Below are 24,797 nucleotides of genomic sequence, written 5' to 3'. Positions count from 1 at the left end.
TACCATGGCGACTGTTCCATCCCCCGCCCCCTTCATCGCACGAGGAAACTCAATGTCTCTTATCAACACTCAGGTCCAGCCGTTCAAGGCGAATGCGTACCACAACGGCAACTTCATCGAAGTCACCGAGGCCAGCCTGAAGGGCAAGTGGTCGGTGCTGATCTTCATGCCGGCCGCCTTCACCTTCAACTGCCCGACCGAAGTGGAAGACGCCGCCGACAACTATGCCGCGTTCCAGAAGGCAGGCGCCGAGGTCTACATCGTCACCACCGATACGCACTTCTCGCACAAGGTGTGGCACGAAACCTCGCCGGCCGTGGGCAAGGCGCAGTTCCCGCTGATCGGCGATCCGACCCACAAGCTGACCCGTGCGTTCGGCGTGCACATCGAAGAAGAAGGCCTGGCCCTGCGCGGCACCTTCATCATCAATCCGGAAGGCGTCATCAAGACCCTCGAGATCCACGACAACGCGATCGCCCGCGACGTCACCGAGACGCTGCGCAAGCTGACCGCTGCCCAGTTCGTCGCCAACAACCCGGGCCAGGTCTGCCCGGCCAAGTGGAAGGAAGGCGCCAAGACCCTGGCTCCGTCGCTGGACCTGGTCGGCAAGATCTAAACCGACTGACACCTCCGGCCTGTGGTTGAGGCCGGAGCATCTCCGGCCCAGCACTGGGCCGGGGGTGAACCGGAGCCGGTGCCGGGCTGCCCGCCAGCCATCGCCAGCACGCATTCCCGACATCGCGCCGGCTGCGGTTCATCCCCTCCTCCCCGGCGACCTGCCTCAGCGCAGCGACGCCACGCCCTCCCCTTGCCCATTCCCAGGAGTTCTCCATGTTGGATGCCAACCTCAAGACCCAGCTGACCGCCTACCTGGAACGGGTTACCCGTCCGATCCAGATCAATGCCTCGATCGACGAAAGCGCCGGCTCGCGCGAAATGCTCGACCTGCTGGAGGATCTGGTGCTGCTGTCGGACAAGATCAGCCTGGACATCCACCGCGATGACAACCAGCGCAAGCCGTCGTTCGCGCTGACCACGCCGGGCCAGGACATCTCGCTGCGCTTTGCCGGCCTGCCGATGGGCCACGAGTTCACCTCGCTGGTGCTGGCGCTGCTGCAGGTGGGCGGCCACCCGTCCAAGGCCGCCGCCGAGCTGATCGAGCAGGTGCAGCACCTGGATGGCGACTACCAGTTCGAAACCTATTTCTCGCTGTCGTGCCAGAACTGCCCGGACGTGGTGCAGGCGCTGAATCTTGCCGCCGTGCTCAACCCGCGCATCAAGCACGTGGCCATCGACGGCGCGTGGTTCCAGGACGAGGTCGAAACCCGCCAGATCATGTCGGTGCCCACCGTCTACTTGAACGGCGAGCTGTTCGACCAGGGCCGCATGACGCTGGAGCAGATCGTCGCCAAGCTCGACACCAATGCCGCAAAGCGCGACGCCGCCAAGATCGCCGCCAAGGACGCCTTCGAGGTGCTGGTGGTCGGTGGCGGCCCGGCCGGCTCGGCAGCGGCTGTTTACGCCGCGCGCAAGGGCATCCGCACCGGCGTGGCCGCCGAGCGTTTCGGTGGTCAGGTGCTGGACACCATGTCGATCGAAAACTTCATCTCGGTGCCGGAAACCGAAGGCCCGAAGATGGCCGCCGCGCTCGAGCAGCATGTGCGCCAGTACGACGTGGACATCATGAACCTGCAGCGCGCCGAGCAGCTGATTCCGGCCGGTGCCGATGGCCTGATCGAGATCAAGCTGGCCAATGGCGCCTCGCTCAAGAGCAAGACCGTGATCCTGTCCACCGGCGCGCGCTGGAGGCAGATGAACGTGCCGGGCGAAGACCAGTACAAGAACAAGGGCGTGGCCTACTGCCCGCATTGCGACGGCCCGCTGTTCAAGGGCAAGCGCGTGGCGGTGATCGGCGGCGGCAATTCGGGCGTCGAGGCGGCGATCGATCTGGCCGGTATCGTGGCGCATGTCACGCTGGTGGAGTTCGACGACAAGCTGCGCGCCGACGAAGTGCTGCAACGCAAGCTGCGCAGCCTGCACAACGTGCGCATCATCACCAGCGCGCAGACCACCGAAGTGCTGGGCGATGGTCAGAAGGTCACCGGCCTGGTCTACAAGGATCGCACCGGCGGCGACATCCAGCACGTGGATCTGGAAGGCGTGTTCGTGCAGATCGGCCTGCTGCCCAACACCGAATTCCTCAAGGGCTCGGTGGCGTTGTCGCCGCGCGGCGAGATCATCGTCGACGACCGTGGCCAGACCAATGTTCCGGGCGTATTCGCTGCCGGCGACGCCACCACGGTGCCGTACAAGCAGATCGTGATCGCGATGGGCGAAGGTTCCAAGGCTGCGTTGAGCGCGTTCGATTACCTGATCCGCTCCAGTGCACCGGTCAGCGCCGACAACGTCGCCCAGGCAGCATAAGCGCACTCAAGCCAGCGCCCGGCCAGCCCGGGCGCTAAGCTCCAGTCGTACCCCGTCACCGCAATGAGGGCTGCTGCACATGAATCTGCGTGACCTGAAATATCTGGTCGCACTGGCCGACCACAAGCATTTCGGCCGTGCTGCGACGGCCTGCTTCGTCAGTCAACCGACGCTGTCCACACAGATCAAGAAACTCGAAGACGAGCTTGGCGTGCCGCTGGTGGAACGTGCGCCGCGCAAGGTGATGCTGACCCCGGCCGGCCGCGAAGCGGCGATGCGCGCACGCGGCATCGTGGCCGAAGTGGAACAGATGAAGGAAGCCGCGCGGCGCAGCCAGGATCCGGAAGCCGGCACCGTGCGGCTGGGCATCTTTCCCACCCTGGCGCCGTATCTGTTGCCGCATGTGGTGCCGCGGATCCGCGAGCGGTTCCCGCGCCTGGAACTGCTGCTGATCGAGGAAAAAAGCGATCAACTGGTGCACCAGCTGCGCGAAGGCCGTCTGGATGCGGCGCTGCTCGCACTGCCGTTGCAGGATGAGCAGCTGCATGCCGAATTCCTGTTCGAGGAACCCTTCGTGCTGGCGGTGCCAGAAGGCCATCCGCTGTCGCGCCACGACAGCATGACGCTGGACGATCTGTCCGAGCAGCGGCTGTTGCTGCTGGAAGATGGCCACTGCCTGCGTGAGCAGGCGCTGGATGTCTGCCATCTTGCTGGCGCCCTGGAAAAATCCGAATTCCAGGCCACCAGCCTGGAGACGCTGCGCCAGATGGTGGCTGCCAACGTCGGCGTGACCTTGCTGCCGCTGCTGGCGGTCAAGCCGCCGGTTGCACGCTCGGAGAACATCCGCCTGATCCGTTTCCGCGAAGACAAGCAGCCCAGCCGCCGCATCGCCATGGCCTGGCGCCGCAGCTCGGCCATGACCGCGTTCCTGGAGCAGCTGGCGCAGTTGTTCAAGGAGTTGCCGGAGAGCCTGTTCACGTTGGATCAGCCGGCGACTGGGCCCAAGGCAGTTGCGGCCTGAGGAATCGGGAATCGGGAATCGGGAATCGGGAATCGGGAAATCGTTTCATGGCTGCGGTTGCTTGGCGGGATGTTTTTTCACCTGTTCTCGAACAGAAGCGACGCGCAAGCGTCGTTTTTTGTTTGGTGGGTGGTTACGACGTGATGTATCTGGACGCACGTGGCAGTTGCGGCGTCATTGGCACGTGGTGGACTTCCACGAGGCACTTCAAGTCAGTCGCTGGGTGATGGCGGATGGCACGCACCTGGGCGCTGCAGCGCTGCCTGCCTGGTGCGCTGGCCACGGTCCGTTACTCGCGGTGCCGCGCCGGCCTCGCCCGATACCTGCCATGCACTGCGCCATCTCGCCATGCATTGCGATCGGGCAGCGGCGCCCTCATCTGACCAGCGAGGCTTGCCATGTTGGCGGGCCGTCATCGTCAAGGAGATTGCCATGACTTCACAGCACCACAGCGGCTTGCCGCCGTCCATCCTGGTTTCCAGCCACGACCTCGCCCGGCTCGAGGCCCTGCTCGATTCCCCCGCTTTCAACAAGCACCCGGCCGCCACCGCGCTGAGTGACGAACTGGGCCGCGCACGCGTCGTGCCACCCGACCAGATTCCCGGCGATGTCGTCACCATGCACTCCCGCATCGATTGCGAAGATGAGCTGCATGGCGAACGACATACGCTCACCCTTGTGTATCCGCACGAGGCCGACGTGCAGCACGGCCGCATCTCGGTGCTGGCGCCGGTCGGCAGTGCGTTGCTTGGCCTGTCGGTCGGTCAGAGCATCGATTGGCGCACGCCCGACGGGCGCGACCTGCGTCTGCGTGTCAGCGCCGTGCACGATCAACATGCCCTGGCCGGCGCCTGACTTCCCACGCCAGGCGCGCTACCGTAGCGCGCTGCGTCCTATCCACGACCCGTTCCACGATTCGAGAGAACCCGCATGACTGCTCCCTCCAAGCTTGCCCAGTTGCGTGACCTGTCTGTCGTCGTTGCCGACACCGGCGACTACGACGCCATCAAGCGCCTGAAGCCGGTCGACTGCACCACCAATCCCACCCTGGTCAAAAAGGCATTGGATCTGCCGGTGTATGCCGACCTGATCGAGCGCGAACTGGCCTGGGGCCGCGAACACGGCGGCGAAGACCGCACCAGCACCGTCAACGAAGTGGCCGACCGCCTCACTATCGGCGTCGGCGTCAGGCTGGCCGAGCTGGTCCCGGGCCGCGTCTCCACCGAGGTCGATGCCGACCTGGCGCACGACACCGAGGCGACCATCGCCAAGGCGCGCAAGTTCATTGCGATGTACGCCGAGCGTGGCGTGTCCAAGGACAAGATCCTGATCAAGATCGCGGCCACCTGGGAAGGCATCGAGGCCGCGCGCCAGCTGCAGCGCGAAGGCATCGACTGCAATCTGACCCTGATCTTCAACCGCTCGCAGGCGCTGGCCTGTGCGGAAGCGGGCGTGTTCCTGATCTCGCCGTTCGTCGGCCGGATCCTGGACTACTACGTCGCCCAGGGGCAGACCCCGGCCAGCATCGACGAAGATCCGGGCGTGGTGTTCGTGCGCACGGTCTACAACGAGTTCAAGCAGCGCGGCTCGTCCACCGTGGTGATGGGCGCCTCGTTCCGCTCCACCGCGCAGATCGAGGCCCTGGCCGGTTGCGACCGGCTGACCATCTCGCCGGAGCTGCTGGAAAAGCTCGACGCCGAATATGGCGAACTGCCGCGCAAGCTCTCGCCTGCGCAGGCCGATAACGCGCAGATCACCCCGATCGACAGCGACAGCTTCGCCACCGATCTGGCGGCCGACCCGATGGCCACCGAAAAGCTGGCCAGCGGCATTGATGCCTTCGCCAAGGATCTGCAGGCACTGCGCAAGACCATCACCGACAAGCTCGCCGACTGATTGCAGCGCCGCGGGTCGCAATACCAACGCCTGCAGCCTGGTGGCTGTGGGCGTTTTGGTTTTTGCAATCTGGCTGCGCAGCACACAATGCAGCCACGACGCGTAGGCAAGGCCCTCGCGACGCTGGCATTGGAAACTGCGGCCGCCCTCGGGCTGCCTTACCTCCCAGGCAACGTTGAGCTTGTGGGCGCATTGACGCCTGCACAGCCGCCACCGAGCTGCCATGCGCGCGTTTTGGCCTGATCGGCGCGCGGTTCGGCGTCGTTCTCCACACGTCGCTTACACCCGCGCAACCCGCACTGCCTAGAATCCGGGTTCCTCAACTGGCGTAGCGGACAATGGCAAACATTGCAGTGGTGATGGTCGACGGCGTGGCCGATTGGGAAATTGGCGTTGTCCTGCCGGCGGCGCGCGAATGGTTCGGCGACCAGGTCGCCATCGCCAGCATCGATGGTCAGCCGGTGCAGTCGATCGGCGGGCTGCGCATCACCCCGGACTTCGCCCTCTCCGATCTGGCGCCGCTGGACGCCGATCTCTGGATACTGCCCGGCAGCGAGCGTTGGCAGGCCGGCGAAATCCCCGGCCTGAGCGGCCTGCTGGTCGAGCGCGTGCAGCACCAGCGCCCGGTCGCGGCGATCTGCGGCGCCACCATCGCCCTGGCCTATGCCGGCCTGCTCGACCAGCGCGCGCATACCAGCAACGCGCTGGCCTTCCTGCAGGAACACGTGGTGCCGTATGCCGGTGCTGCGCAATACCGGCACGAAAAGGTGGTGACCGCCGATGGCGTGATCACCGCACCCGGCACCAGCCCGGTCGGCTTCGCTCTTGCCTGCATGCGACTGCTGCATCCGGAACGCACCGACATGCTCGCCCAGCTGCGCGGCATGTTCGCCGGCGAGTTCGTCTGATCCAGCGGATTCAGGCACGCCTGGCGCATTGGCTGCACTGACTGGATGCAGTGGGTCGCCGCACCGATCCATTGCACCGATTGGCTGTCGGGATTGACCACAATGATGCGCCGGGCCGGTTCGCCTCTCAGCTACACGCGGCGGTGCCGGCGCGTGGTGCGCACGCCGCAAAAAAAAGATGGCCACGTCGTCTCCGACGTAGCCATTCAAGTTGCCTGGCATGCACTCCCATGCGCTGCCTGATCGTGATAACGCTGCCGGTCACTGTTGGCCATCGGCACGCCGCCACGATCACGTGGATGACAGCGCTTCAATCCGGCCCGCCTTTCCGTCAGGCATCCAGCCCGATCGGGCAGCTCACTCCCGTTCCGCCAAGCCCGCAATAGCCATTGGGATGCTTGGCGAGATATTGCTGGTGATCGTCTTCGGCGTAGTAGAACGCGGGCGCCGGGAAACGGATCTCCGTGGTGATCGCGCCATACCCGGCGGCGTCCAGTTGCTGCTGGTACGCATCGCGGCTGGCAAGCGCGGCGTCGTATTGCGCCTGTGTCGTGCAATAGATCGCCGAGCGGTATTGCGTGCCGACGTCGTTGCCCTGCTGCATGCCCTGGGTGGGGTCGTGGCTTTCCCAGAACGTGCGCAGCAACTGTGCGAACGACACCGACGCTTCGTCGTACACCACCAACACCGCTTCGGTATGGCCGGTCTGCCCGGAACACACTTCGCCGTAGGTGGCGTTGGGTGTCTCGCCGCCGGCGTAACCGACCGCCGTGGTGTACACCCCTGGCAGGTTCCAGAACTTGCGTTCTGCACCCCAGAAGCAGCCAAGCCCGAACTGCACCTGGGCCAGGCCGGTGAACTCCCCACGCAACGGATGGCCGTTGATCAGGTGGGTGTTGTGGAGCGGTAGTGCCTGCTCGCGTCCGGGTAAGGCCTCGCCCGGACGTGGCATGCGTTGTTTGAAAGCGCCGATTCCCAGCATGGTGCAACTCCGCAATCGTGAGGATTGCCTGCTGGATGGCGCCGGCCGTAGCGGCTTTCAAGCCACTACGGCCAATGCGGCGTTACTTCCTGGTCACCGAGGCGGTGGCGGTGTCCACTTCCGGCATCGCCGAGCTGTGGTGATTGATGATCAGCCACTTGCCGTCGCGCTTCTCGTACACGAAGGTGTAGCGCGCCTGCACGTCGGTCTTCTTGCCGTTCTTGTCGGTCAGCGTGAAGGTGTAGACACCGGCATCCACCGCGCTGTCGTCATCGAGCACACGCACAGTGCGGTAGTTGACGACGCCCTGCGGCTTCTTGGTCAGGAACATCTCGAAGTACTTTTCGATCTGCTCGCGCGAGGCGCGGACCTCGTTGGACACGGTCGGCAGCAGCACACCGTCCGGGGCATACAGATCGGCCACCTTGTCCGGATTGCCGGTAGCCAGTGCCGCGTTCCAGGTGTCGAACAGCGCGGCGACTTCGCGTTCTTCGCCGCCGGCCGGCAACGTGGCCTTGTCGGTGTAGTGCATCACGCCGCCAGCCAGCGCCGGGGTGGCAGCCAGAGCCAGAACCAGAGAGAACAGAGTGCGACGCATGGGAAATCTCCGTGTGGTTGAGGGGGTTGCCGCATCGGGCAAGCTCAGTATCGAAACCAAGCGGGCCCAACAATTCTGCCGACTGGCATATACTCAAATATGCTGATCGGCCTAGAGCGAACTCATGGAAACCCCTACCAATGCTGGCGATTGGCGCCTGACGCTACGCCGCGAAGCATCCGACAGCGCACGCTGGCAGGCGCTCTGGGAGGTCGCGGTGGCGCTGCGTCAGGCACAGACGCCGGAACAGGCCTGCGACGCGGTACTGGGCCGGGTGCTGCTGTTGCTGGGCCTGGAACATGGCGCGGTGCTGGCACAGCGTGGGCCACGCGCGCAGGTGCTGGCCAGCCGCGGCCGCGCATTGCCGCCCGGTGCCAGCGCAGCCGGCGACAGCCATGAAGCGGCCTGGCTGATGCCACCGCGCCCGGCCGATATCCGCGAGGCCAAGGTGCCGATCCAGGCGCTGGGCAGCACCCTGGGCATGCTGTGCGTGGCCTGGAACGACACCCGTCCCGCCCCCGGCAACGACGATGTGCAGGCGCTGCAGGCCTTCGCACTGCTGCTGCCGGCGATGGTGGCCGAACCGGCCAGACCGCTCGCCACGCGTCGGCGCAAGCCGGTGCAGGACGACCGCCTCACCGCGCTCAGCAAACGCGAGAAACAGGTGCTGTCCCTGCTGCCACGCGGCCTCACCAATGCGACGCTGGCAGCTGAACTGGGGATTTCTCCCGGCACGGTCAAAGTGCATGTGGAGCGAATCCTGCAGAAACTTGAGGTAAAAGATCGCACCCAGGCCGCGGTGTACGCGGTCCAAGCCGGACTCGCGCTATGAATGCAATGGCGGTGCGTTGGAACGATTGGCCGATCACCCGCAAGAGCCTGGCGGTGGTGACCCTGCCGCTGCTGCTGCTGGCGGTGGCCTTGATGGCGATCTACAGCGTGGAGCGGCAGAACATCGCCGCCGAAAACGATGTGCGGCAGACGCTGGAGGTGTTGAGCGATCTGTACGAAGCACACGCGCTATTGGCCGAAACCGCGGCCGGCGTGCGCGGGTATCGGCTGGTGCGCCGCGATGAATTCCTCACCCCGTACCGCGATGCCGAGCCGCGCCTGCAACGGGTGGCCGAGCGGCTGTCGCAACGCATCACCGACCCGGGGCAGGCGCAGCGGTTTGCGCGCATCAAACCGTTGTTTGCGGAAAAAATGCAGGGGTGGCGCCGGCTGCTGGCGCCGGATCTGAGCCGCGAAGAAGAGATCCGCCAGCTGTGGGACGGCAAGTACAAGCTCGACATCCTGCGTGCCGAACTGCGCGAACTGCGCAATTACGAAACCGCGCAATTGCAGGTACGTACCGCCAAGGCGCAAGGGCTGCGCCAGCGCAATCTCATCATCACTTTAAGTGCGGCAATGCTGGGCGGCCTGGGCGCGGTGTTCGCGGTGGCGTGGTTCGCCTCGGCACTTTCCGGGCGCCTGCGCACGCTGGCGGCTAACGCCGACCGATTGGGCGAAGGCCTGCCGCTGGCGCCGCAGCCGCGCGCCGGCGACGAGCTGGGCCAGGTCGGCCAGCGCCTGGCGCAGGCCAGCGAACTGCTGGCCGCACGTGCGGCCGAAGCGCAACTGGCACGGCGCGAGGCAGAAACCGCCAACCGCGCAAAGACCGAATTCCTGTCGCGCAGCAGCCACGAATTGCGCACGCCGCTCAATGCAATCCTGGGCTATGCGCAGGTGCTGGAAATGGATCTGCCCGAGCCCGGGCATCGCCGTCATCTGCAGCATATTCTCGGCGCCGGCCGACACCTGCTGGGGCTGATCACCGAGCTGCTGGACATCGCGCGGATCGAAGCCGACCAACTGGATCTGAGCCCGGAGCCGATCTCGGTGCGCGCGGCCGTGCACGAGGCGCTGGGCCTGATCGCGCCGGACGCGGACAAGCATGGCATCGCGCTGCAGCCGGCCGCCATCGACGGGCCGTGGACAGTGCGCGCCGATGCACAGCGGCTGCGCCAGGTACTGCTCAACCTGCTGTCGAACGCGGTCAAGTTCAATCGCACCGGCGGCCAGGTGCAGGTGAGCGCGCAGCCGGATGGCGAGCAGGTGCGCATCACGGTCGCCGACCAGGGCGCGGGCCTGACACCGGCGCAGATCGAGCGGCTGTTCACGCCGTTCGAGCGGCTGGGTGCCGAGCGCTCGGCGGTGGAAGGCACCGGCTTGGGCCTGGCACTGAGCAAGCGGCTGATCGAGGCGATGGGCGGGCGCATCGGCGTGGACAGCAGCCGCGATGGCGCGCGCTTCTGGATCTCGCTGCCGCAGGGCGAACCGCAACGCAGCGAGCCGGCGCGCGCCATCGTGCCGCCGAGTAACGCGGGCACCGGCGTATGCCGGCTGTTGAGCATCGAAGACAACCCGTCCAACCAGGCCCTGATCCGCACCCTCAGCGAACGTCGCCCGCAATGGCAGCTATTGGAAGCGGCCAGCCTGGCGCAGGCGCGCGCGCTGCTGCAGCACGGCGTGCCGGACCTGATCCTGCTGGACCTGCATCTGAGCGACGGCAACGGCGAAGAGCTGCTGCGCGAGCTGCAGGCGCAGCCGGCCACGGCCGGCGTGCCGATGGTGGTGATCAGTGCCGATGCCACCACCGCCACCCTGGCGCGCGTCGGCAATCAGGGCGTGCGCGCGTATCTGACCAAGCCGCTCGATGTGGCGGAATTCTTCACTGTGATCGACGGACTGCTGGCATGACACGCGACGAAATCCTGGGTTCCCGCATCCTCATCGTCGACGACGAGCCGGCCAATGTGCGGCTGCTCGAAGACCTGCTGCAGCGCGAAGGCTTCCAGCAGGTCATCGCCACCACCGACCCATTGCGGGTGATGGGGCTGGTGTCGGCATTCGCGCCGGACCTGATCCTGCTGGATCTGAAGATGCCGGAACTCGACGGCTATGCACTGCTGGAACAACTGGCGCGGCTGTCCGATCCCGGCCACTTCCTGCCGGTGATCGTGCTCACCGCCGACCCCAGCCGCAGCGCGCGCCATCGCGCCCTGGGCCTGGGCGCCAAGGACTTCCTGACCAAGCCGCTGGACACCTTCGAGGTCGCGCTGCGGGTCTGGAACGTGGCCGAAACCACCGTGCTGTTCAAACGCCTGCGGGCGCTGGCCGCACCGGATGCGGCGCCGCCAGGGTGGCGTAAGCCGGAATGACGCGCGCACATCGTAGGAGCGCACCCGGGCGCGACCGGAGCTTTGCCGATAACACCAGCGCAGAAGCGCGCCCGGGCGCGACGTGGCGTTTATCGGCACAGCCTCGGCGCGCCCGGGTGCGCTCCTGCGACGGGCGCTGCGCTACAGCGCGCGGGTGACCTCGCCGCACAGGCCGATCTCTGCCAGTACCGCCTGTGCCTGGCTCAGGTGCAGGTCGGCCACGCAGACCTGCAGCACGCCGAAGGCAGGCAGTTCCCCGGCACCGCCCAAGAGCGACTCGCCGAACACGAAGGCGGTGATACCGGCATCCTCCAGCGCGTGCTTGGCCAGATGCGCGTCGATGATGTGACTGGCGCGATACGCGATCTGCATGTCAGCCGCGCTCCAGGCGTTCGCGCTCGGCGTCCTGCTTCCACTCGCGCAGTGCCGGCAGTGCATCCAGTGCGGCCAGGTAATCGCCGGCAGCCTCGAACAGCGGCACGCCGTAGCTGGCAAAACGCAGCGCGACCGGGGCGAATATCGCATCGACAATGCCGAAGTCGCCGCACAGGAACTGCCCGGCATGGCCGTGCTCGGCGCGCAGGCTGGCCCATAGCGCTTGGATGCGGGTGATGTCGCGCTTGGCAGCCGCGTCCCAGCGGGCCGGGCCAGGCGCGCGGGCCAGGTTCATCGGCAGCTGGGTGCGCAAATCCACAAAGCCCGAGTGCATTTCCGCCGCCGCCGCGCGGGCCTGCGCCCGCACCGACAGCTCGGCCGGCCAGCCGCGGCCATCCAGCCAGCGTTCGTTGACGTATTCGCAGATCGCCAGCGAATCCCAGACATGCAGGGTGTCGTCCCATAGCACCGGCACCTTGCGGGTGGGCGAATAACCGGCGATGCGGGCCTGGAATTGCGGCGTATCCAGCGGCAGCGCGATCTCTTCGAACGGTACCTGGAAGTGCCGCAGCAGCAGCCACGGGCGCAGCGACCAGGAGGACAGGGTCTTGTCGCCGATCACCAGGCGGGGCAAAGGCATGCGTGGGGCACTCCGAAGGATCGCCGCAGCGTACGCGCCGGCGGCGGTGCCGGCCAGCCCGCTGTGCCGCCTGCCGATGGCACCCGGCCTGGGTGCAGTCAGCCCGTGCAGCCCCAGGCAGCAAGGCGCTTGCGCGCAAGACCACTGCGCGCAGGTGGCGCGCGATGTACGCCCCCGACACGCCGCCTACCCCTAACCGGTGCCACCGCCTAAACTTGCGGTTTACCTATTGCTGATGCGCGCATGTCCGAGACCCTAGCCACCGACGCCACCGCCCCGGCGGAGAAGAAAGACTTCATCCGCCAGATCGTCCGCGAGGATCTGGCCAGCGGCAAGCACACGGTCATCCGCACCCGCTTCCCGCCCGAGCCCAACGGCTATCTGCATATCGGCCACGCCAAGGCGATCTGCCTGGATTTCGGCCTGGCCTCCGAGTTCGGCGGGCTGTGCAATCTGCGCCTGGACGACACCAACCCGGCCAAGGAAGACCCCGAGTTCGTGGTCGCCATCCAGGACGACGTGCGCTGGCTCGGATTCGAGTGGGCGCAGCTGCGCCATGCATCGGATTATTTCGAGGTGTATTACCTGGCCGCGGAAAAACTGATCCGCGACGGCCATGCCTTCGTCTGCGACCTGTCCGCCGAGCAGGTGCGCGAATACCGCGGCACGCTGACCGAGCCCGGCCGCAATTCGCCGTTCCGCGAACGCAGCGTCGAGGAAAACCTGGACCTGTTCCGGCGCATGCGTGCCGGCGAATTCCCCGATGGCGCACGCACCCTGCGCGCCAGGATCGACATGGCCAGCGGCAACATCAACCTGCGCGACCCGGCGCTGTACCGCATCAAGCATGTCGAGCATCAGAACACCGGCAATGCGTGGCCGATCTACCCGATGTATGACTTCGCGCATTCGCTGGGCGATGCGGTGGAAGGCATCACCCATTCGCTGTGCACGCTGGAATTCGAAGACCACCGCCCGCTCTACGACTGGTGCGTGGACAAGGTGGACCTGGCCGCGCATCCGGAGCTGCTGCAGCCGCTGCTGGACAAGGGGCTTCCGCGCGAGGCCGCCAAGCCGCGCCAGATCGAGTTTTCGCGCCTGAACATCAACTACACGGTGATGAGCAAGCGCAAGCTCACCGCGCTGGTGGAAGAACAGCTGGTGGATGGCTGGGACGACCCGCGCATGTACACGCTGCAGGGCCTGCGCCGGCGCGGCTATACGCCGGCGGCGATGCGCCTGTTCGTGGATCGGGTGGGGATCAGCAAGCAGAACTCGCTGATCGATTTCTCGGTGCTGGAAGGCTGCCTGCGCGAGGACCTGGATGCGGCCGCGGCGCGCCGCATGGCGGTGGTCGACCCGCTCAAGCTGGTGCTGACCAATCTGCCGGAAGGCCACAGCGAGACGCTGAGCTTTTCCAACCATCCCAAGGACGAATCCTTCGGCACACGCGAGGTGCCGTTCGCGCGCGAACTGTGGATCGAGCGCGAGGATTTTGCCGAAGTCCCGCCCAAGGGCTGGAAGCGCCTGGTGCCCGGTGGCGAGATCCGCCTGCGCGGCGCCGGCATTGCGCGCGTGGACGAGGTGATCAAGAACGACGCGGGCGAGATCGTCGAGCTGCGGGGCTGGCTGGACCCGGAGTCGCGTCCGGGCATGGAAGGCGCCAACCGCAAGGTCAAGGGCACCATCCATTGGGTCAGCGCCGCGCATGCGGTGGAAGCGGAAATCCGCCTGTACGACCGCCTGTTCTCGGTGGAGAAGCCCGATGACGAGTCCGAAGGCAAGACCTACCGCGACTATCTCAACCCCGAGTCCAAGCGCAGCGTGCGCGGCTATGTGGAGCCGAGCGCGGCACAGGCAGCGCCCGAGCAGTCGTTCCAGTTCGAGCGTACCGGCTACTTCGTTGCCGATCGCCGCGACCATAGCGCTGCCACGCCGGTGTTCAACCGCAGCGTGACCCTGCGCGACACCTGGGCCAAGTGATTCAGACCGCGCCGGATGCCAGCCATCCGGCGCGGGAATGGCGGCAGGCAGCCGCAGCCAGGCCTGCGGCGATCGGCGCACAGCTGGTGGTCATCGCGCGTGATGCAGCCAGCGGGGACGACGCCTCAGAGCGGTATCTTCTGAGTTGATGAGCAAGCGCAATGGAGACTGCGTGCCGCACTTCGTTGCATGCTGCATGGCATGAAGGAGCAGCACGATGCGTGAGCGCTTGATGGTGGGTGTTGCCTGCGGCATCGGCGCAGGTGCGTTATGGGGACTGGTGTTTCTGGCGCCGCAGTTGCTGGCGGCGTTTACGCCGTTGCAATTGGCCGTTGCCCGTTACCTGTCGTATGGCGCGGTCGCAGCCCTGGTGCTGGCACCGCGCGCGCGCCAGACCGCTGCGCGGCTGGGGCGCGCCGAATGGTGGGCGCTGGTGCGCCTGAGCCTGTTGGGCAACCTAATCTATTACGTGCTGCTCGGCAGCGCGGTGCAGTGGGCCGGCAGCGCGGCGACCGCATTGATCATCGGCCTGCTGCCGGTGGTGGTCACCGTGATCGGCACGCGGGCCGCAGGCGCGGTGCAACTGCGACGCCTGGCCGCGCCCTGCGTGTTGTGCGTCATCGGCGTGGCGCTGGTCGCCCTGGACACCTTGCAACATGATGCCGCTCACCACGCCAGCGATCGCACCACCCGCATCGCCGGCCTGCTCTGCGCAGTCGGTGCACTGGTGTCGTGGTCGGCCTACTCCATCGGCAATGCGCGCTGGCTGCGGCGGCGCCCGGACCTGTCCGGTGGCGATTGGTCGCTGCTGACCGGTGTGGTCACCGGCGCATTGGCGCTGTTGTTGGCGCCGGCCGCACTGATCGGCAGCGCGCCACATGCGCCGATCGACTGGGCCAGTTTCTGGGGCATCTCGCTGTTGCTGGGCATCCTGGCCTCGGTAATCGGCAACGCCTTGTGGAACCGGGCCAGCCGGGTGCTGCCGCTGACTCTGGTTGGCCAGATGATCGTATTCGAGACGGTCTTTGCGTTGCTATACGGCTTTGCCTGGGAAATGCGCCTGCCCACGCCACTGGAGCTGGCCGCCATCGCCTGCCTGCTGGTCGGCGTGCTGTGGTGCGCAGCACTGCATGCGGAAGCGAAATGACGCCGGCACCTGATGCACGCAGCGGCCTAGATTGCAGGCTGTGTCCGCCAGCAACGCCGCCATGTGCCTCCCACAACCATGTCCACGCCCGCCTGCAAACACGCTGCGTAGCGCGGTGTTTTCGCTGTCGATCGGCCTGGCGGCCTGCTCGCCGCAGCCACCCGTCTCGAACGCGGTGACCCCGGCCGAGGTGTTCTGCACGCTTCTTCCGAGCCGGCCAGATGACGATCTGCCCAGCGATCGCCGCGACGAAAGCATGCAGCAACTGGACCTTGCCACGCGCTGCCACCTGGCGCTGCGCAGACAGCGTTGACTGCGGTGAAACTGCAGGCGTGTTGCGGTCACACGCCGCGCCCCGGCCAGGGTCGTCAGCCGCAACGCGTGAAGGCCGCCGATCCCAGGGGTTTCCGTAGCTGATCCAGCGCGCGCCACATTCAGCGCATCCGGGGCTTACCATGGCCGCTCACCTGTCCTGATCGGAGCGGCCGCATGTCCCGTCTTTTGTCCCGGTGTCTGAGCACGCTGTTGCTGCTGGCCTGCCTGGTGTCGATCGGCTGCGTGGCCGCACCACCGGCCGATACCGCCGCGCCGCCTCCGGCGACCGGCTCGGCAAGTGGCCCGGCCACCGGCAAACCGGTCACCGTGACCACCACCTGCCGCACCGACGCCGATTGCACGGTGAAGAACGTCGGCAACTGCTGCGGCGCCTTCCCGGCCTGCGTCAACGTCAACAGTGCCACCGACCCCAAAGGCGTGATGGCGCAGTGCCAGGCAAGCGGCATGATGAGCGTATGCGGCTTCCGCGAGATCAGCGCCTGCCAGTGCGTGGCCGGGCAATGTGCCGCAAAGGACGCCCAGGCCGATACACTGCGCCCCGCTCCCCCCTCTACAGAAATGGTCCACTGATGCTTTACGCGCAAGTCCACCTCACGCTGCCCGACTGGATCCACGCGCATGTCGACGACAGCCGCGCCTATCCCAGCGACGAGGACAAGGTGGCGCTGGCAATCGAACTGTCGCGGATGAATGTGCAGGAGCGCAGCGGCGGCCCGTTCGGTGCGGTCGTGTTCGGCCCGGACCACCGCATCATCGCCGCGGCGGTGAACCGCGTGGTGCCGCAGACCACCTCGCTGGCGCATGCCGAAAACATGGCCTACATGCTCGCGCAGCAGCGCCTGCAGACGCCGCGCCTGAACGATGTGCTGTCGCCAGTGACGCTGGCCACCTCCGCGCAGCCGTGCTGCCAGTGCTACGGCGCCACGGTGTGGGCCGGCATCGACCGCCTGCTGATCGGCGCACGCGCCGAAGACGTGATGGCGCTGACCGAATTCGACGAAGGCCCGCTGCCTGCCGACTGGGTGGGCGAGCTCACGCGCCGCGGCATCGAGGTAGTGCGCGACGTGCATCGCGACCAGGCCTGCGCGGTACTGCGCAACTATGGCGAGGGCGGCGGTGACCATTACTGATCTGCCCCGCAGCGATCGCGCACGCCAGGCACTGCGATGAGCGGCCTGCTGTGTTACTGCCGCCAGGGCTTCGAGCCGGAGCTGGCCGCCGAGTTGAGTGCGCGTGCCGCATTCGTCGGCATCGCCGGCTATGCACGTACCCAGCGCAACGACGGCTATGTGCTGTTCGTCTGCGATGAGGCCGCACAACTGGCTGCGAAACTGCACTGGCGCGAGCTGATCTTCGCGCGGCAGAAGCTGGTGGTGATTGCCGAACTCAAGGGCATCGACCCTAAGGACCGCATCACGCCGATCCTGGCCGCATTGGAAGGCCAGCCGCGTTTCGGCGATCTGTGGGTGGAACACCCGGATTCGGACGCGGGCAAGCCGCTGGCAGGGCTGGCGCGCAGCTTCGGCAATGCCTTGCGTCCGGCCTTGCGCAAGGCCGGCCTGCTCACCGACAAGCCGCAGCCGCGCCTGGCACGGCTGCACATCTGTTTTCTCGATGGCGACCACGCCTTGCTGGCGGTGGCCGACAGTGCCGACAGCGCGCCCTGGCCTCTGGGCATTCCACGTTTGAAGCTGTTGCCGGAGGCGCCATCGCGCTCGGCGCTAAAGCTCGACGAAGCCCTGCTCACCCTGCTCGCGCCGGACGAACGCGAAGCGCTGGTCAAGCCCGGCATGCGCGCCGCCGACCTGGGCGCAGCTCCCGGCGGCTGGACCTGGGTGCTCACCCGCCAGCATGTGCATGTCACCAGCGTCGACAACGGCCCGCTACGCGAGCACGTGCTGGAGACCGGCCTGGTCGAGCATCTGCGTGCCGACGGCTTTCATTGGAAGCCTGCGCAGGCGCTGGACTGGATGGTCTGCGACATGGTCGAGCAACCGCGCCGCGTGGCCGAACGCATGGCCACCTGGGTCCGCGAAGGCTGGTGCCGCAACACCATCTTCAACCTCAAGCTGCCGATGAAAAAGCGCTGGGACGAGACCCGCCTGTGCCTGGACCTGTTCGAGCAGCAGGCCGAGAAATCGCTGATCGTGCGTGCCAAGCAGCTGTATCACGATCGTGAGGAGATCACGGTGTTGGCGATGCGGGGTTGAGAGCGGGGAATCGGGAATCGGGAACTGGGAATCGTAAAAGCGGGGGATTGGTGGCGTTGTTGCTGTGGGTGCTGGCGGGTATCGCCTAATTTGGTGTGGCGTTCCACATCAGCGCAGTCGGCAGTGCTGGCAGTCCGGCGTGATTGATCGGCAGCCGCTTTCGGTGCTGGACTGCACGGCCCTTGGGGACTTCATCGTGGCAGGCTGGTGCGCGCCAGCCTGCTCGTTTCGCTTCGGCGGGCAGCTCCGTCGATTGACGAAGCTGGGCGCGATCAGAGCACGATTCGCTTGCTGCCCTCGCGGGCCGAGCGGTAGATCGCATCGACGATGCGGATGTCGCGCAGGCCTTCTTCGCCGGGCGCACGCAGCGGGGTGCCATTGATAATCGCCAGCGCGTCCTCGTCCATCTGCAGTGCCTGCTGGTGCGGCACCTTGGCGTCGAACACGCGCCCGTCGCTGGCCTTGCCGGTCACGCCCTGGTAGCTCTGGAACGGCGACAACTCGTACCAGCCGCGCTCGCATTCGGCACGCAGCACATTCATGTTGTTCCCGAAGCTGGTCTTGCACTCGGCACGCACCGCGTTCGGGAATTCCAGGGTGAAGTCCATATGCTCGTCGACTTCGTCGAACAATTCGGGGCGATCGGTCCAGCGCTTGGCGGTCACGGCCAACGGCTCGCTGCCCACCGTGTAGCGCGCGGCATTGAGCGGATACACGCCCATGTCGTACATCGCCCCGCCGCCGAACTTGGAGCGCAAGCGCCACGGACGATCGGCCTTGGTCGCATCGTGATAGCCGTTGTACCCGGCCTCGGCGCGCACACGCTGCATCGCGCCGAACGGTTTCTCGCTGGCCATCGCGATCAGGCGACGCGTGTTGGGTTCGTGCTGCATGCGGTAACCGATGGTCAGCGCCACCTTGTTGCGCTTGCAAGCCGCGATCATCGCCTCGCATTCGCCGGCATGCATCGCCATCGGCTTTTCGCACCAGACGTGCTTGCCGGCCGCCGCCGCGCGCAGGGTCAGCGGCGCATGCAGATGGGTCGGCGTGACGATGTAGACCACGTCGATGTCGTCGTTGTCGGCGATCCGGTCGAAGTTCTCGTAGTTGTAGACATTGCGGTCGGCGATGCCGTACTTGGCCTGCCACTGCGGAATCTTCGCGGGCGTGCCGGTGACGATGCCGGCCAGCTTGCAATGCTTGGTCAATGCCAGGCCCGGCGCGAGCTGTTCGCTGGCATAACTGCCCAGGCCGGCCAACGCCACGTTGAGCGGTTTGCCCGGCTTTTTCTTCGGCAATGCCCAGCCGGGCGCAGCAAGCAGGATGCCAGCACCGCCGAACGCGGCGAGCAAACGGCGACGTGTGATCGATTCCACGGACATGCAAACCTCCTTGGCAAGATTGAGAGCGGCTGACACCATCGCGTGCGTTCGTCAGTGACGACGACACACTCGCACCGGAGTGTCAGTGGGTACATGCCGCACCGCGCCCAATCGCACTGCCCGCAGGCGGACGCAGTGCTTCTGTTGGTCGCTCGTCGGCCAATGCTGCCCGGGCACCTTACTTGATCGTGCGTGATCACCGCCATGGCCGCTGCGCACGTTCTGGCACACTGGCAACGATCCCATCTGGAGCATGCCGCATGACCGCTGTTGCCCGCCGCCGTTTCCTGCCATTGGCGTTGCTGTTGTCCAGCTCGCTGGCGACCGCTGCCGATGCGCCGTTCGTTGCGCGCGACCTGATCGGCGATGGCGCCTTCACCCACAATGCCGAAGGTCCTGCAGCCGGACCGGATGGCGCGCTCTATGCGGTGAATCTGGGCAAGGACGGCACCATCGCACGCATTGCCCTGCACGCCGATGGCAGCGCCAAGGCAGAGGTGTTTGTGACCTTGCCCGAGGGCAGCACCGGCAATGGCATCCGCTTCCGCGACGGGACGATGTACGTGGCCGATTTCACCGGCCACAAGATCCTGCAGGTGAACCTGCAGACGCGCGCGGTCAGCACCTTCGCCTCGCTGCCCGACGCCGACGGCCCCAACGATCTGGCGATCGCGCCCGATGGCAGCTTCTATGCAAGCGACCCGAACTGGAAGGACAACAGCGGCCGCCTGTGGCACATCAGCCGCGAGGGCGTCGTCACGTTGATGGAATCGGGCATGACCACGCCCAACGGGTTGGACGTCAGCCCCGACGGCAAGCATCTCTACGTCAACGAAAGCATGTCGCGCAAGGTGTGGGTATACGACCGCGTCGATGGCGGCCTGCGCAACAAGCGCCTGCTGATCAGCTTCCCGGACTTCGGCATGGATGGCATGCGTTGCGATGCCGACGGCAACCTCTATATCGCTCGCTACGATGCCGGGCAGATCGCGGTGGTCTCGCCGCAGGGCAAGTTGCTGCGCACGGTCGCGTTGAAGGGCCGCAAGGCCAGCAACGTCGCGTTCGGCGGCACCGATGGCAAACAGGTGTTCGTCACCTTGCAGGATCGTGGCGCAGTTGAAACGTTCAGGTCCGATCGTCCGGGCCGCGAAACCGGACGCTGAAACTGCTGCGCGCGTCGCAACGGTTCTCAGGTCGCGCAACAGCGTCCTGGCATCCTGCAGGTCACCCGTGGAGGACTCCCCATGCAACCGATCGAACTCAAGGACGCGGCTGCCTTCGGCAACGAATTCCTGCGCCTGACCCTGCTGCAGGGATTCCAATCGCTGACCAAGCGCGATCTGGAATTGCTGATCTTCGTGCTGCTCGAACGCGACGGCGCCATCTCGCGCAACAGCTCCAACGCGATGGTCGCGCTGCAGCTGCGGGTGACCTCGGCCAAGGTCAAGGCGTTGCGTCGCGACGGCTATGCGCGCTGGCGCTCGCTGGTGCCCGAAGAAGGCGACGCGGCAATGCAGCGCATCGTCGCCAACGTGCTCACCGAAGACAACCTGCGCTCCGGTGCCAAGCACGTCAGCGAGCGTAGCCGCAAGGAAGGCTTTCTGGCGGTGCGCATCGAACACCCGGATGACGCGCAGCAATTCGAACAGGCCATCCTGGATGTGGGTGCCTTGCCGGTGTACGAGCGCAATCGCGAAGTGGTCGCGGTGCGCTTCGACACGCTGCTGAAAGTCGCCGAGCGCTGGGGCTATCTGCAGCCGGATCCGCAGGCCACCGTGCGCGAGCTGCAAAAGCTCACACCCACCGCCGAAGAAGTGGCGGACCTGTTGAAGAAGGACATCGCGCAGGTGCGTTGGGAAGACGTACGGCGCGCGCTCAACAGCCTGGGCGCCAAAGCCGTGGCCAGCACTGCCGAGGGCGGTCTGAAGGGCTTGTTGAAGATCGTGTTTCCATTCATCCCCGGCTGAGCCGCTGTCCCGGGTGCAGCGTGCGAGGTAGCGATGCAGCCATTGGCTCCGGATCCCATCCCGGTTGCCGATGCCGCATCGCGCACGCCGCACCGTCAGCTAGTGCATGCAGGCACTGTCGTCAGACATCGAGCGCACGTTGCACACCTCAGGACGCCCGACAGCCTCTATGCTTGCGGGCTGTTCCACATCAGGGGGATCTGATGACCACCGTTCGTACCGTTTCGTTTTCCGTATTGCTGCTGCTCGGCGGCCACGCGCTCGCGCAACAGGCGCCGACGCCGGCCAGCAGCATGCCGCTGATCGAGGTGCCCAACGTGATTCGCACCCAGCCGCTGTCCAGCGGCGAGGTTACCCATCAGGCCCAGCTGGAGCGTCCGCGCGGCGAGTCCAGCGTGATCGTGCGCTCGATCCAGCCCAACAGCGTGGTCGGCAGCTACCGCATCGATTTCCAGGCCATGGATACCGACGGCGACGGCAGCATCAGCCGCGCCGAGGCACAGGCCAACCCGGCACTGGCCGATGAATTCGACGCGCTCGACACCCAGCACAGCGGCCACCTGAGCCGCGAACAGCTGGCCGGCTGGCTGATCCAGTAAGTCATTCGGCAGCATCACGAACAGGGCCGCGCGCGTCCGCGCTACGCAGGCGCGCACGGCCCTTCGTTTATGACCGCCACAACCTCTTGCAGTGCCCGCTTCGGTCGGCTAGATTGTATTTAACGGATACAATTTGGATGGATCGATGAGCGCTCGCCTGGCCCTTGCCGCAGACCTTGGCTATCAATTGCAACTGGCGACCCTGGCCTCCAGCCATGCCGCGCGCCAGGAACTGGCCGAACTGCATCTGACCCCGGCGCGCGTCACCGCCTTGATCCACATCCGCGACCAGCCCGGCTGCGACCAGACCGAACTGGGCAACCGCCTGCTGGTCAATCGCGCTGCCGGCATGAAGATCGCCAACGCACTGGCCGAGCAGGGCCTGATCGAGCGCCTGGCCGGCCGCGACCGACGCAGCAAGGGCCTGTACCTCACCCCGCTTGGCGAGCGCACGCTCGGCACCGCGCAGGGCTGTCTGGCGCGGGCAGTCGCGCGCACCTGCACCGGCCTGCAGGCCAGCGAGCAGCAGACCTTGCTGCGCCTGCTCTGCAAGTTGAACGCCAGCGCCACATTGGAACGGGCAAACGTGCCGGACGCCGCGCTCGCCGAAGAACTGTGACTTCCACTCTGTACCGACTCGAAGGAGACGCCGCTTGAACGAGCATGACGTGGTATCGGTCCGTATCGAAAACCGCATTGCCTGGGTGAAGTTCGCACGCCCCGACAAACGCAATGCGATGAGCCCGGCGCTCAACCGCCGCATGATGGACGTACTGGACGAGCTGGAATTCGACGACAACGTCGGCGTGCTGGTACTCGGTGGCGAAGGCACCGCCTGGTCGGCCGGCATGGACCTGAAGGAATATTTCCGCGAGACCGAGGCGCAGGGCCTGCGCGGCGTGCGTCGCTCGCAGCGCGAATCCTACGGCTGGTTCCGCCGCCTGCGCTGGTACCAGAAACCCACCATCGCGATGGTCAATGGCTGGTGTTTCGGTGGCGGTTTCGGGCCGTTGTTCGCCTGTGACCTGGCGATCGCCGCCGACGAGGCGCAGTTCGGCCTGTCGGAAATCAACTGGGGCATCCTGCCCGGCGGCGGCGTCACCAAGGTCGCGGTGGAACTGCTGTCCATGCGCGATGCGATGTGGATGACGCTGACCGGCGAAATGGTCGACGGCAAGAAGGCCGCCGAATGGCGTCTGGTCAACGAAAGCGTGCCGCTGGAACGGCTGGAAGCACGCACCCGCGAAGTGGCCCAGTTACTGCTCAAGAAGAATCCGGTCGCGCTGAAGTATGCAAAGGACGCCGTGCGCCGGGTCGGCACCATGACCTACGACGAAGCCGAAGATTACTTGGTGCGCATGCAGGAAGCAGCCAATTCGTTCGACAACAACGCCCGCAAGGAAGGCATCCGTCAGTTCATCGACGAGAAGAGCTACAAGCCCGGCCTGGGCGAATACGACCTGACCAAAAACAGCGCCTGAGCACGTCCTACGGCGCCTGAAGCGATGCGTGCAGCACGCGCATCGCTGGCGCTGCCAGTGGTTTTCTGCACCGAGGAGGGAGTATGGAAGCCTTGTCCGCAACCCTGCGCGGGATCGCTGCGCGTGGGCCGTTGGGCCTGTTCATCGATGGCCAATGGCGCGCAAGCAGCGGCGATCGCGACGTCGATGTGATTGCCCCACACACCGAACAACGCCTGCTGCGCTACACCGAGCCCTCGCCGGCAGACACCGAGGCGGCCATCGCCGCCGCGCGTGCCGCGTTCGACAGCGGCCCCTGGCCGCAGCTATCGCCGCAGGAGCGTGGCGTCGTGCTCAAGCGCGTGGCCGCACAGCTGCGTGCGCGCCTGCCGGAGCTGGCCGAGGCCTGGACCGGACAGGTCGGCGCCACGATCGGCTTCAGTCGCCGCGCCTCGCAGCAAGCACCCGGCCTGTTCGACTATTACGGCGATCTGATCGCGACCCACCCATTCGTGGAGCCGCGTGCACGTGCCAACGGCGGCCGCGTGCATATCGTGCAGGAGCCGGTGGGCGTGGTCGCCACGATCACTCCCTGGAACGCCCCGCTGGTACTGCTCTGCTACAAGGTCGCTGCGGCCCTGGCGGCCGGTTGCACGGTGGTGGCCAAACCCTCGCCGGAAACGCCGATCGATGCCTACATCCTGGCCGAGTGCATCAGCGCCGCCGGCGTGCCCGGTGGCGTGTTCAATCTGCTGCCGGGCGGTCGCGAGGTCGGCGAACAGCTGATCCGCCATCCGCAGGTGGACAAGGTGAGTTTCACCGGTTCCACCCAGGCCGGGCGGCTGATCGGCGTGGCCTGCGCCGAGCGCCTGGCGCGGGTCGGGCTGGAGCTGGGCGGCAAGTCGGCCGCGATCGTGCTGGACGATGCAGACATCGCCAAGCTGCTGCCCAGCCTGGTGCCCTACTCGATGCCGATCACCGGCCAGGTGTGCTTCGCACTCACCCGCGTGCTGGTGCCGGCGCAGCGACGCGACCAGATCCTGCAGGCGTACTGCGCGGCTGTGGGCGCGCTCAAGCTGGGCGACCCGTTCGCAGCCGAGACCGGCATGGGCCCGTTGGCGCTTGGCCGCCAGCTCGAGCGCGTGCAGTCCTACATCGCACAAGGCAGCGCCGAGGGCGCACGCCTAGTCATGGGCGGCGGCCGGCCGACGCATCTGCCGCGCGGCTTCTTCATCGAGCCGACGGTGTTTGCCGGGGTGACCCCGGACATGACCATCGCCCGCGAAGAGATCTTCGGCCCGGTGGTGAGCTTCATCGATTACCACGACGAGGCCGACCTGATCGCCAAGGTCAATGCCAGCGACTTCGGCCTGCACGGCACGGTCTACAGCGAGGACCCCGATCGCGCCTATCGCATCGCCCGCCGCGTGCGCAGTGGCAGTCATTCGATCAATGGCATGTGGGTGGACTTCGACATGCCGTTCGGCGGGGTCAAGCACTCCGGGATCGGCCGCGAAGGCGGCATCGAAGGGCTGCACGCTTTCCTAGAAACCAAAACCATCTACCTCAATTAGGCCCTTCAGCTCACCGACCGCGCAACCACCAGAGCGCGGTCGCAACGCGATGCGACAGGCACTGCCTTGTCCATCGGTTCCTGCGGTGTGTTCGC

Annotated in this window: 26 protein-coding genes; 21 read left to right on the top strand and 5 right to left on the bottom strand. The window is 66.2% G+C overall.

Annotation, left to right across the window (positions count from 1 at the left end):
- Window positions 1–52: 52 nt before the first annotated feature.
- The 6 genes from ahpC (at window position 53) to ABQY74_RS04845 (ending at window position 6,249) form a co-directional block, all read left to right on the top strand.
- The gene (gene ahpC / locus ABQY74_RS04870; protein WP_039523700.1) at window positions 53–616 is read left to right on the top strand and encodes an alkyl hydroperoxide reductase subunit C; all 564 of its coding nucleotides are present in this window, start codon (window positions 53–55) and stop codon (window positions 614–616) included.
- 215 nt (window positions 617–831) lie between these two features.
- Window positions 832–2,424 carry an alkyl hydroperoxide reductase subunit F gene (gene ahpF, locus ABQY74_RS04865; protein ID WP_024940622.1) on the top strand — a complete coding sequence of 531 codons (1,593 nt, stop codon included), beginning with the start codon at window positions 832–834 and terminating at the stop codon, window positions 2,422–2,424.
- A 79-nt stretch (window positions 2,425–2,503) separates the two neighbouring features.
- Window positions 2,504–3,445 carry a LysR substrate-binding domain-containing protein gene (locus tag ABQY74_RS04860; protein ID WP_024940621.1) on the top strand — a complete coding sequence of 314 codons (942 nt, stop codon included), beginning with the start codon at window positions 2,504–2,506 and terminating at the stop codon, window positions 3,443–3,445.
- 432 nt (window positions 3,446–3,877) lie between these two features.
- Window positions 3,878–4,300, top strand: coding sequence for a nucleoside diphosphate kinase regulator (gene rnk / locus ABQY74_RS04855; protein WP_016900728.1), 423 nt, complete (start codon window positions 3,878–3,880; stop codon window positions 4,298–4,300).
- Window positions 4,301–4,375: 75 nt separating this feature from the next.
- Window positions 4,376–5,341, top strand: coding sequence for a transaldolase (gene tal / locus ABQY74_RS04850; RefSeq protein WP_349793595.1), 966 nt, complete (start codon window positions 4,376–4,378; stop codon window positions 5,339–5,341).
- A 338-nt stretch (window positions 5,342–5,679) separates the two neighbouring features.
- Window positions 5,680–6,249 (top strand): type 1 glutamine amidotransferase family protein, encoded by a 570-nt coding sequence (locus ABQY74_RS04845; protein WP_016900730.1) that lies wholly within the window; start codon window positions 5,680–5,682, stop codon window positions 6,247–6,249.
- Window positions 6,250–6,580: 331 nt separating this feature from the next.
- On the opposite strand, the gene msrA is transcribed toward ABQY74_RS04845, so the two are convergent.
- On the bottom strand, window positions 6,581–7,231 hold the full coding sequence (msrA, locus tag ABQY74_RS04840) for a peptide-methionine (S)-S-oxide reductase MsrA (protein WP_039530550.1): 651 nt from the start codon (window positions 7,229–7,231) through the stop codon (window positions 6,581–6,583).
- 82 nt (window positions 7,232–7,313) lie between these two features.
- The gene (locus tag ABQY74_RS04835; RefSeq protein ID WP_047128182.1) at window positions 7,314–7,829 is read right to left on the bottom strand and encodes an SgcJ/EcaC family oxidoreductase; all 516 of its coding nucleotides are present in this window, start codon (window positions 7,827–7,829) and stop codon (window positions 7,314–7,316) included.
- A 124-nt stretch (window positions 7,830–7,953) separates the two neighbouring features.
- Here ABQY74_RS04835 and ABQY74_RS04830 point away from each other — a divergent pair, with 124 nt between their 5' ends.
- From ABQY74_RS04830 to ABQY74_RS04820, 3 genes are read left to right on the top strand one after another with little or no spacing between them, the layout of a single operon-like run.
- Entirely contained in the window at window positions 7,954–8,661 is a 708-nt protein-coding gene (locus ABQY74_RS04830; protein WP_115510502.1) for a response regulator transcription factor, read from the top strand.
- The gene (locus tag ABQY74_RS04825; protein WP_349793598.1) at window positions 8,658–10,568 is read left to right on the top strand and encodes an ATP-binding protein; all 1,911 of its coding nucleotides are present in this window, start codon (window positions 8,658–8,660) and stop codon (window positions 10,566–10,568) included. Before ABQY74_RS04830 ends, ABQY74_RS04825 begins: the two co-directional genes overlap by 4 nt.
- Window positions 10,565–11,029: a response regulator gene (locus ABQY74_RS04820; protein WP_228600634.1), complete on the top strand. Its 465-nt coding sequence runs from the start codon at window positions 10,565–10,567 to the stop codon at window positions 11,027–11,029. The genes ABQY74_RS04825 and ABQY74_RS04820 overlap by 4 nt, the downstream gene beginning before the upstream one ends.
- Before the next feature lie 141 nt (window positions 11,030–11,170).
- Here the strand turns inward: ABQY74_RS04820 and ABQY74_RS04815 are convergent, their stop codons facing one another.
- Complete coding sequence (locus ABQY74_RS04815) at window positions 11,171–11,401, bottom strand: DUF2007 domain-containing protein (RefSeq protein ID WP_016900736.1); 231 nt, start codon at window positions 11,399–11,401, stop codon at window positions 11,171–11,173.
- Between the two features lies 1 nt (window position 11,402).
- Window positions 11,403–12,044 (bottom strand): glutathione S-transferase family protein, encoded by a 642-nt coding sequence (locus tag ABQY74_RS04810; RefSeq protein ID WP_349793601.1) that lies wholly within the window; start codon window positions 12,042–12,044, stop codon window positions 11,403–11,405.
- 243 nt (window positions 12,045–12,287) lie between these two features.
- Between ABQY74_RS04810 and ABQY74_RS04805 the strand changes: the two genes are divergently transcribed.
- From ABQY74_RS04805 to rlmM, 6 genes are all read left to right on the top strand, one after another.
- The gene (locus ABQY74_RS04805; protein WP_039523690.1) at window positions 12,288–14,027 is read left to right on the top strand and encodes a glutamine--tRNA ligase/YqeY domain fusion protein; all 1,740 of its coding nucleotides are present in this window, start codon (window positions 12,288–12,290) and stop codon (window positions 14,025–14,027) included.
- 217 nt (window positions 14,028–14,244) lie between these two features.
- Window positions 14,245–15,174 carry a DMT family transporter gene (locus ABQY74_RS04800; RefSeq protein WP_104560213.1) on the top strand — a complete coding sequence of 310 codons (930 nt, stop codon included), beginning with the start codon at window positions 14,245–14,247 and terminating at the stop codon, window positions 15,172–15,174.
- A gap of 115 nt (window positions 15,175–15,289) precedes the next feature.
- Complete coding sequence (locus tag ABQY74_RS04795; RefSeq protein ID WP_164741726.1) at window positions 15,290–15,487, top strand: hypothetical protein; 198 nt, start codon at window positions 15,290–15,292, stop codon at window positions 15,485–15,487.
- A gap of 176 nt (window positions 15,488–15,663) precedes the next feature.
- Window positions 15,664–16,080 carry a hypothetical protein gene (locus ABQY74_RS04790; RefSeq protein WP_065048025.1) on the top strand — a complete coding sequence of 139 codons (417 nt, stop codon included), beginning with the start codon at window positions 15,664–15,666 and terminating at the stop codon, window positions 16,078–16,080.
- The gene (locus tag ABQY74_RS04785; RefSeq protein WP_024938261.1) at window positions 16,080–16,640 is read left to right on the top strand and encodes a nucleoside deaminase; all 561 of its coding nucleotides are present in this window, start codon (window positions 16,080–16,082) and stop codon (window positions 16,638–16,640) included. The genes ABQY74_RS04790 and ABQY74_RS04785 overlap by 1 nt, the downstream gene beginning before the upstream one ends.
- Before the next feature lie 36 nt (window positions 16,641–16,676).
- Entirely contained in the window at window positions 16,677–17,720 is a 1,044-nt protein-coding gene (rlmM, locus tag ABQY74_RS04780; protein WP_349793604.1) for a 23S rRNA (cytidine(2498)-2'-O)-methyltransferase RlmM, read from the top strand.
- Between the two features lie 272 nt (window positions 17,721–17,992).
- Here rlmM and ABQY74_RS04775 read toward each other — a convergent pair whose 3' ends face one another.
- On the bottom strand, window positions 17,993–19,102 hold the full coding sequence (locus tag ABQY74_RS04775; protein ID WP_039523684.1) for a Gfo/Idh/MocA family protein: 1,110 nt from the start codon (window positions 19,100–19,102) through the stop codon (window positions 17,993–17,995).
- A gap of 260 nt (window positions 19,103–19,362) precedes the next feature.
- On the opposite strand from ABQY74_RS04775, the gene ABQY74_RS04770 reads away from it, so the two are divergent.
- From ABQY74_RS04770 to ABQY74_RS04745, 6 genes are all read left to right on the top strand, one after another.
- Window positions 19,363–20,265 carry an SMP-30/gluconolactonase/LRE family protein gene (locus ABQY74_RS04770; RefSeq protein ID WP_104647051.1) on the top strand — a complete coding sequence of 301 codons (903 nt, stop codon included), beginning with the start codon at window positions 19,363–19,365 and terminating at the stop codon, window positions 20,263–20,265.
- Between the two features lie 81 nt (window positions 20,266–20,346).
- The gene (locus ABQY74_RS04765) at window positions 20,347–21,069 is read left to right on the top strand and encodes a hypothetical protein (RefSeq protein ID WP_016900745.1); all 723 of its coding nucleotides are present in this window, start codon (window positions 20,347–20,349) and stop codon (window positions 21,067–21,069) included.
- Between the two features lie 203 nt (window positions 21,070–21,272).
- Window positions 21,273–21,668: a hypothetical protein gene (locus ABQY74_RS04760; RefSeq protein ID WP_024938265.1), complete on the top strand. Its 396-nt coding sequence runs from the start codon at window positions 21,273–21,275 to the stop codon at window positions 21,666–21,668.
- Window positions 21,669–21,813: 145 nt separating this feature from the next.
- Window positions 21,814–22,287 (top strand): MarR family winged helix-turn-helix transcriptional regulator, encoded by a 474-nt coding sequence (locus ABQY74_RS04755; RefSeq protein ID WP_024938266.1) that lies wholly within the window; start codon window positions 21,814–21,816, stop codon window positions 22,285–22,287.
- Window positions 22,288–22,321: 34 nt separating this feature from the next.
- Window positions 22,322–23,149: a p-hydroxycinnamoyl CoA hydratase/lyase gene (locus ABQY74_RS04750; protein WP_016900748.1), complete on the top strand. Its 828-nt coding sequence runs from the start codon at window positions 22,322–22,324 to the stop codon at window positions 23,147–23,149.
- Window positions 23,150–23,232: 83 nt separating this feature from the next.
- Window positions 23,233–24,702 (top strand): aldehyde dehydrogenase, encoded by a 1,470-nt coding sequence (locus ABQY74_RS04745; RefSeq protein ID WP_349793607.1) that lies wholly within the window; start codon window positions 23,233–23,235, stop codon window positions 24,700–24,702.
- Window positions 24,703–24,797: the final 95 nt, after the last annotated feature.

The sequence above is a fragment of the Xanthomonas sp. WHRI 7064 genome (genome assembly GCF_040202355.2).
In the GTDB taxonomy this organism is placed as follows: domain Bacteria; phylum Pseudomonadota; class Gammaproteobacteria; order Xanthomonadales; family Xanthomonadaceae; genus Xanthomonas; species Xanthomonas arboricola.
Note: the sequence above shows the minus strand (reverse complement) of the source record. Positions and strands in the feature narration are given on the sequence as shown.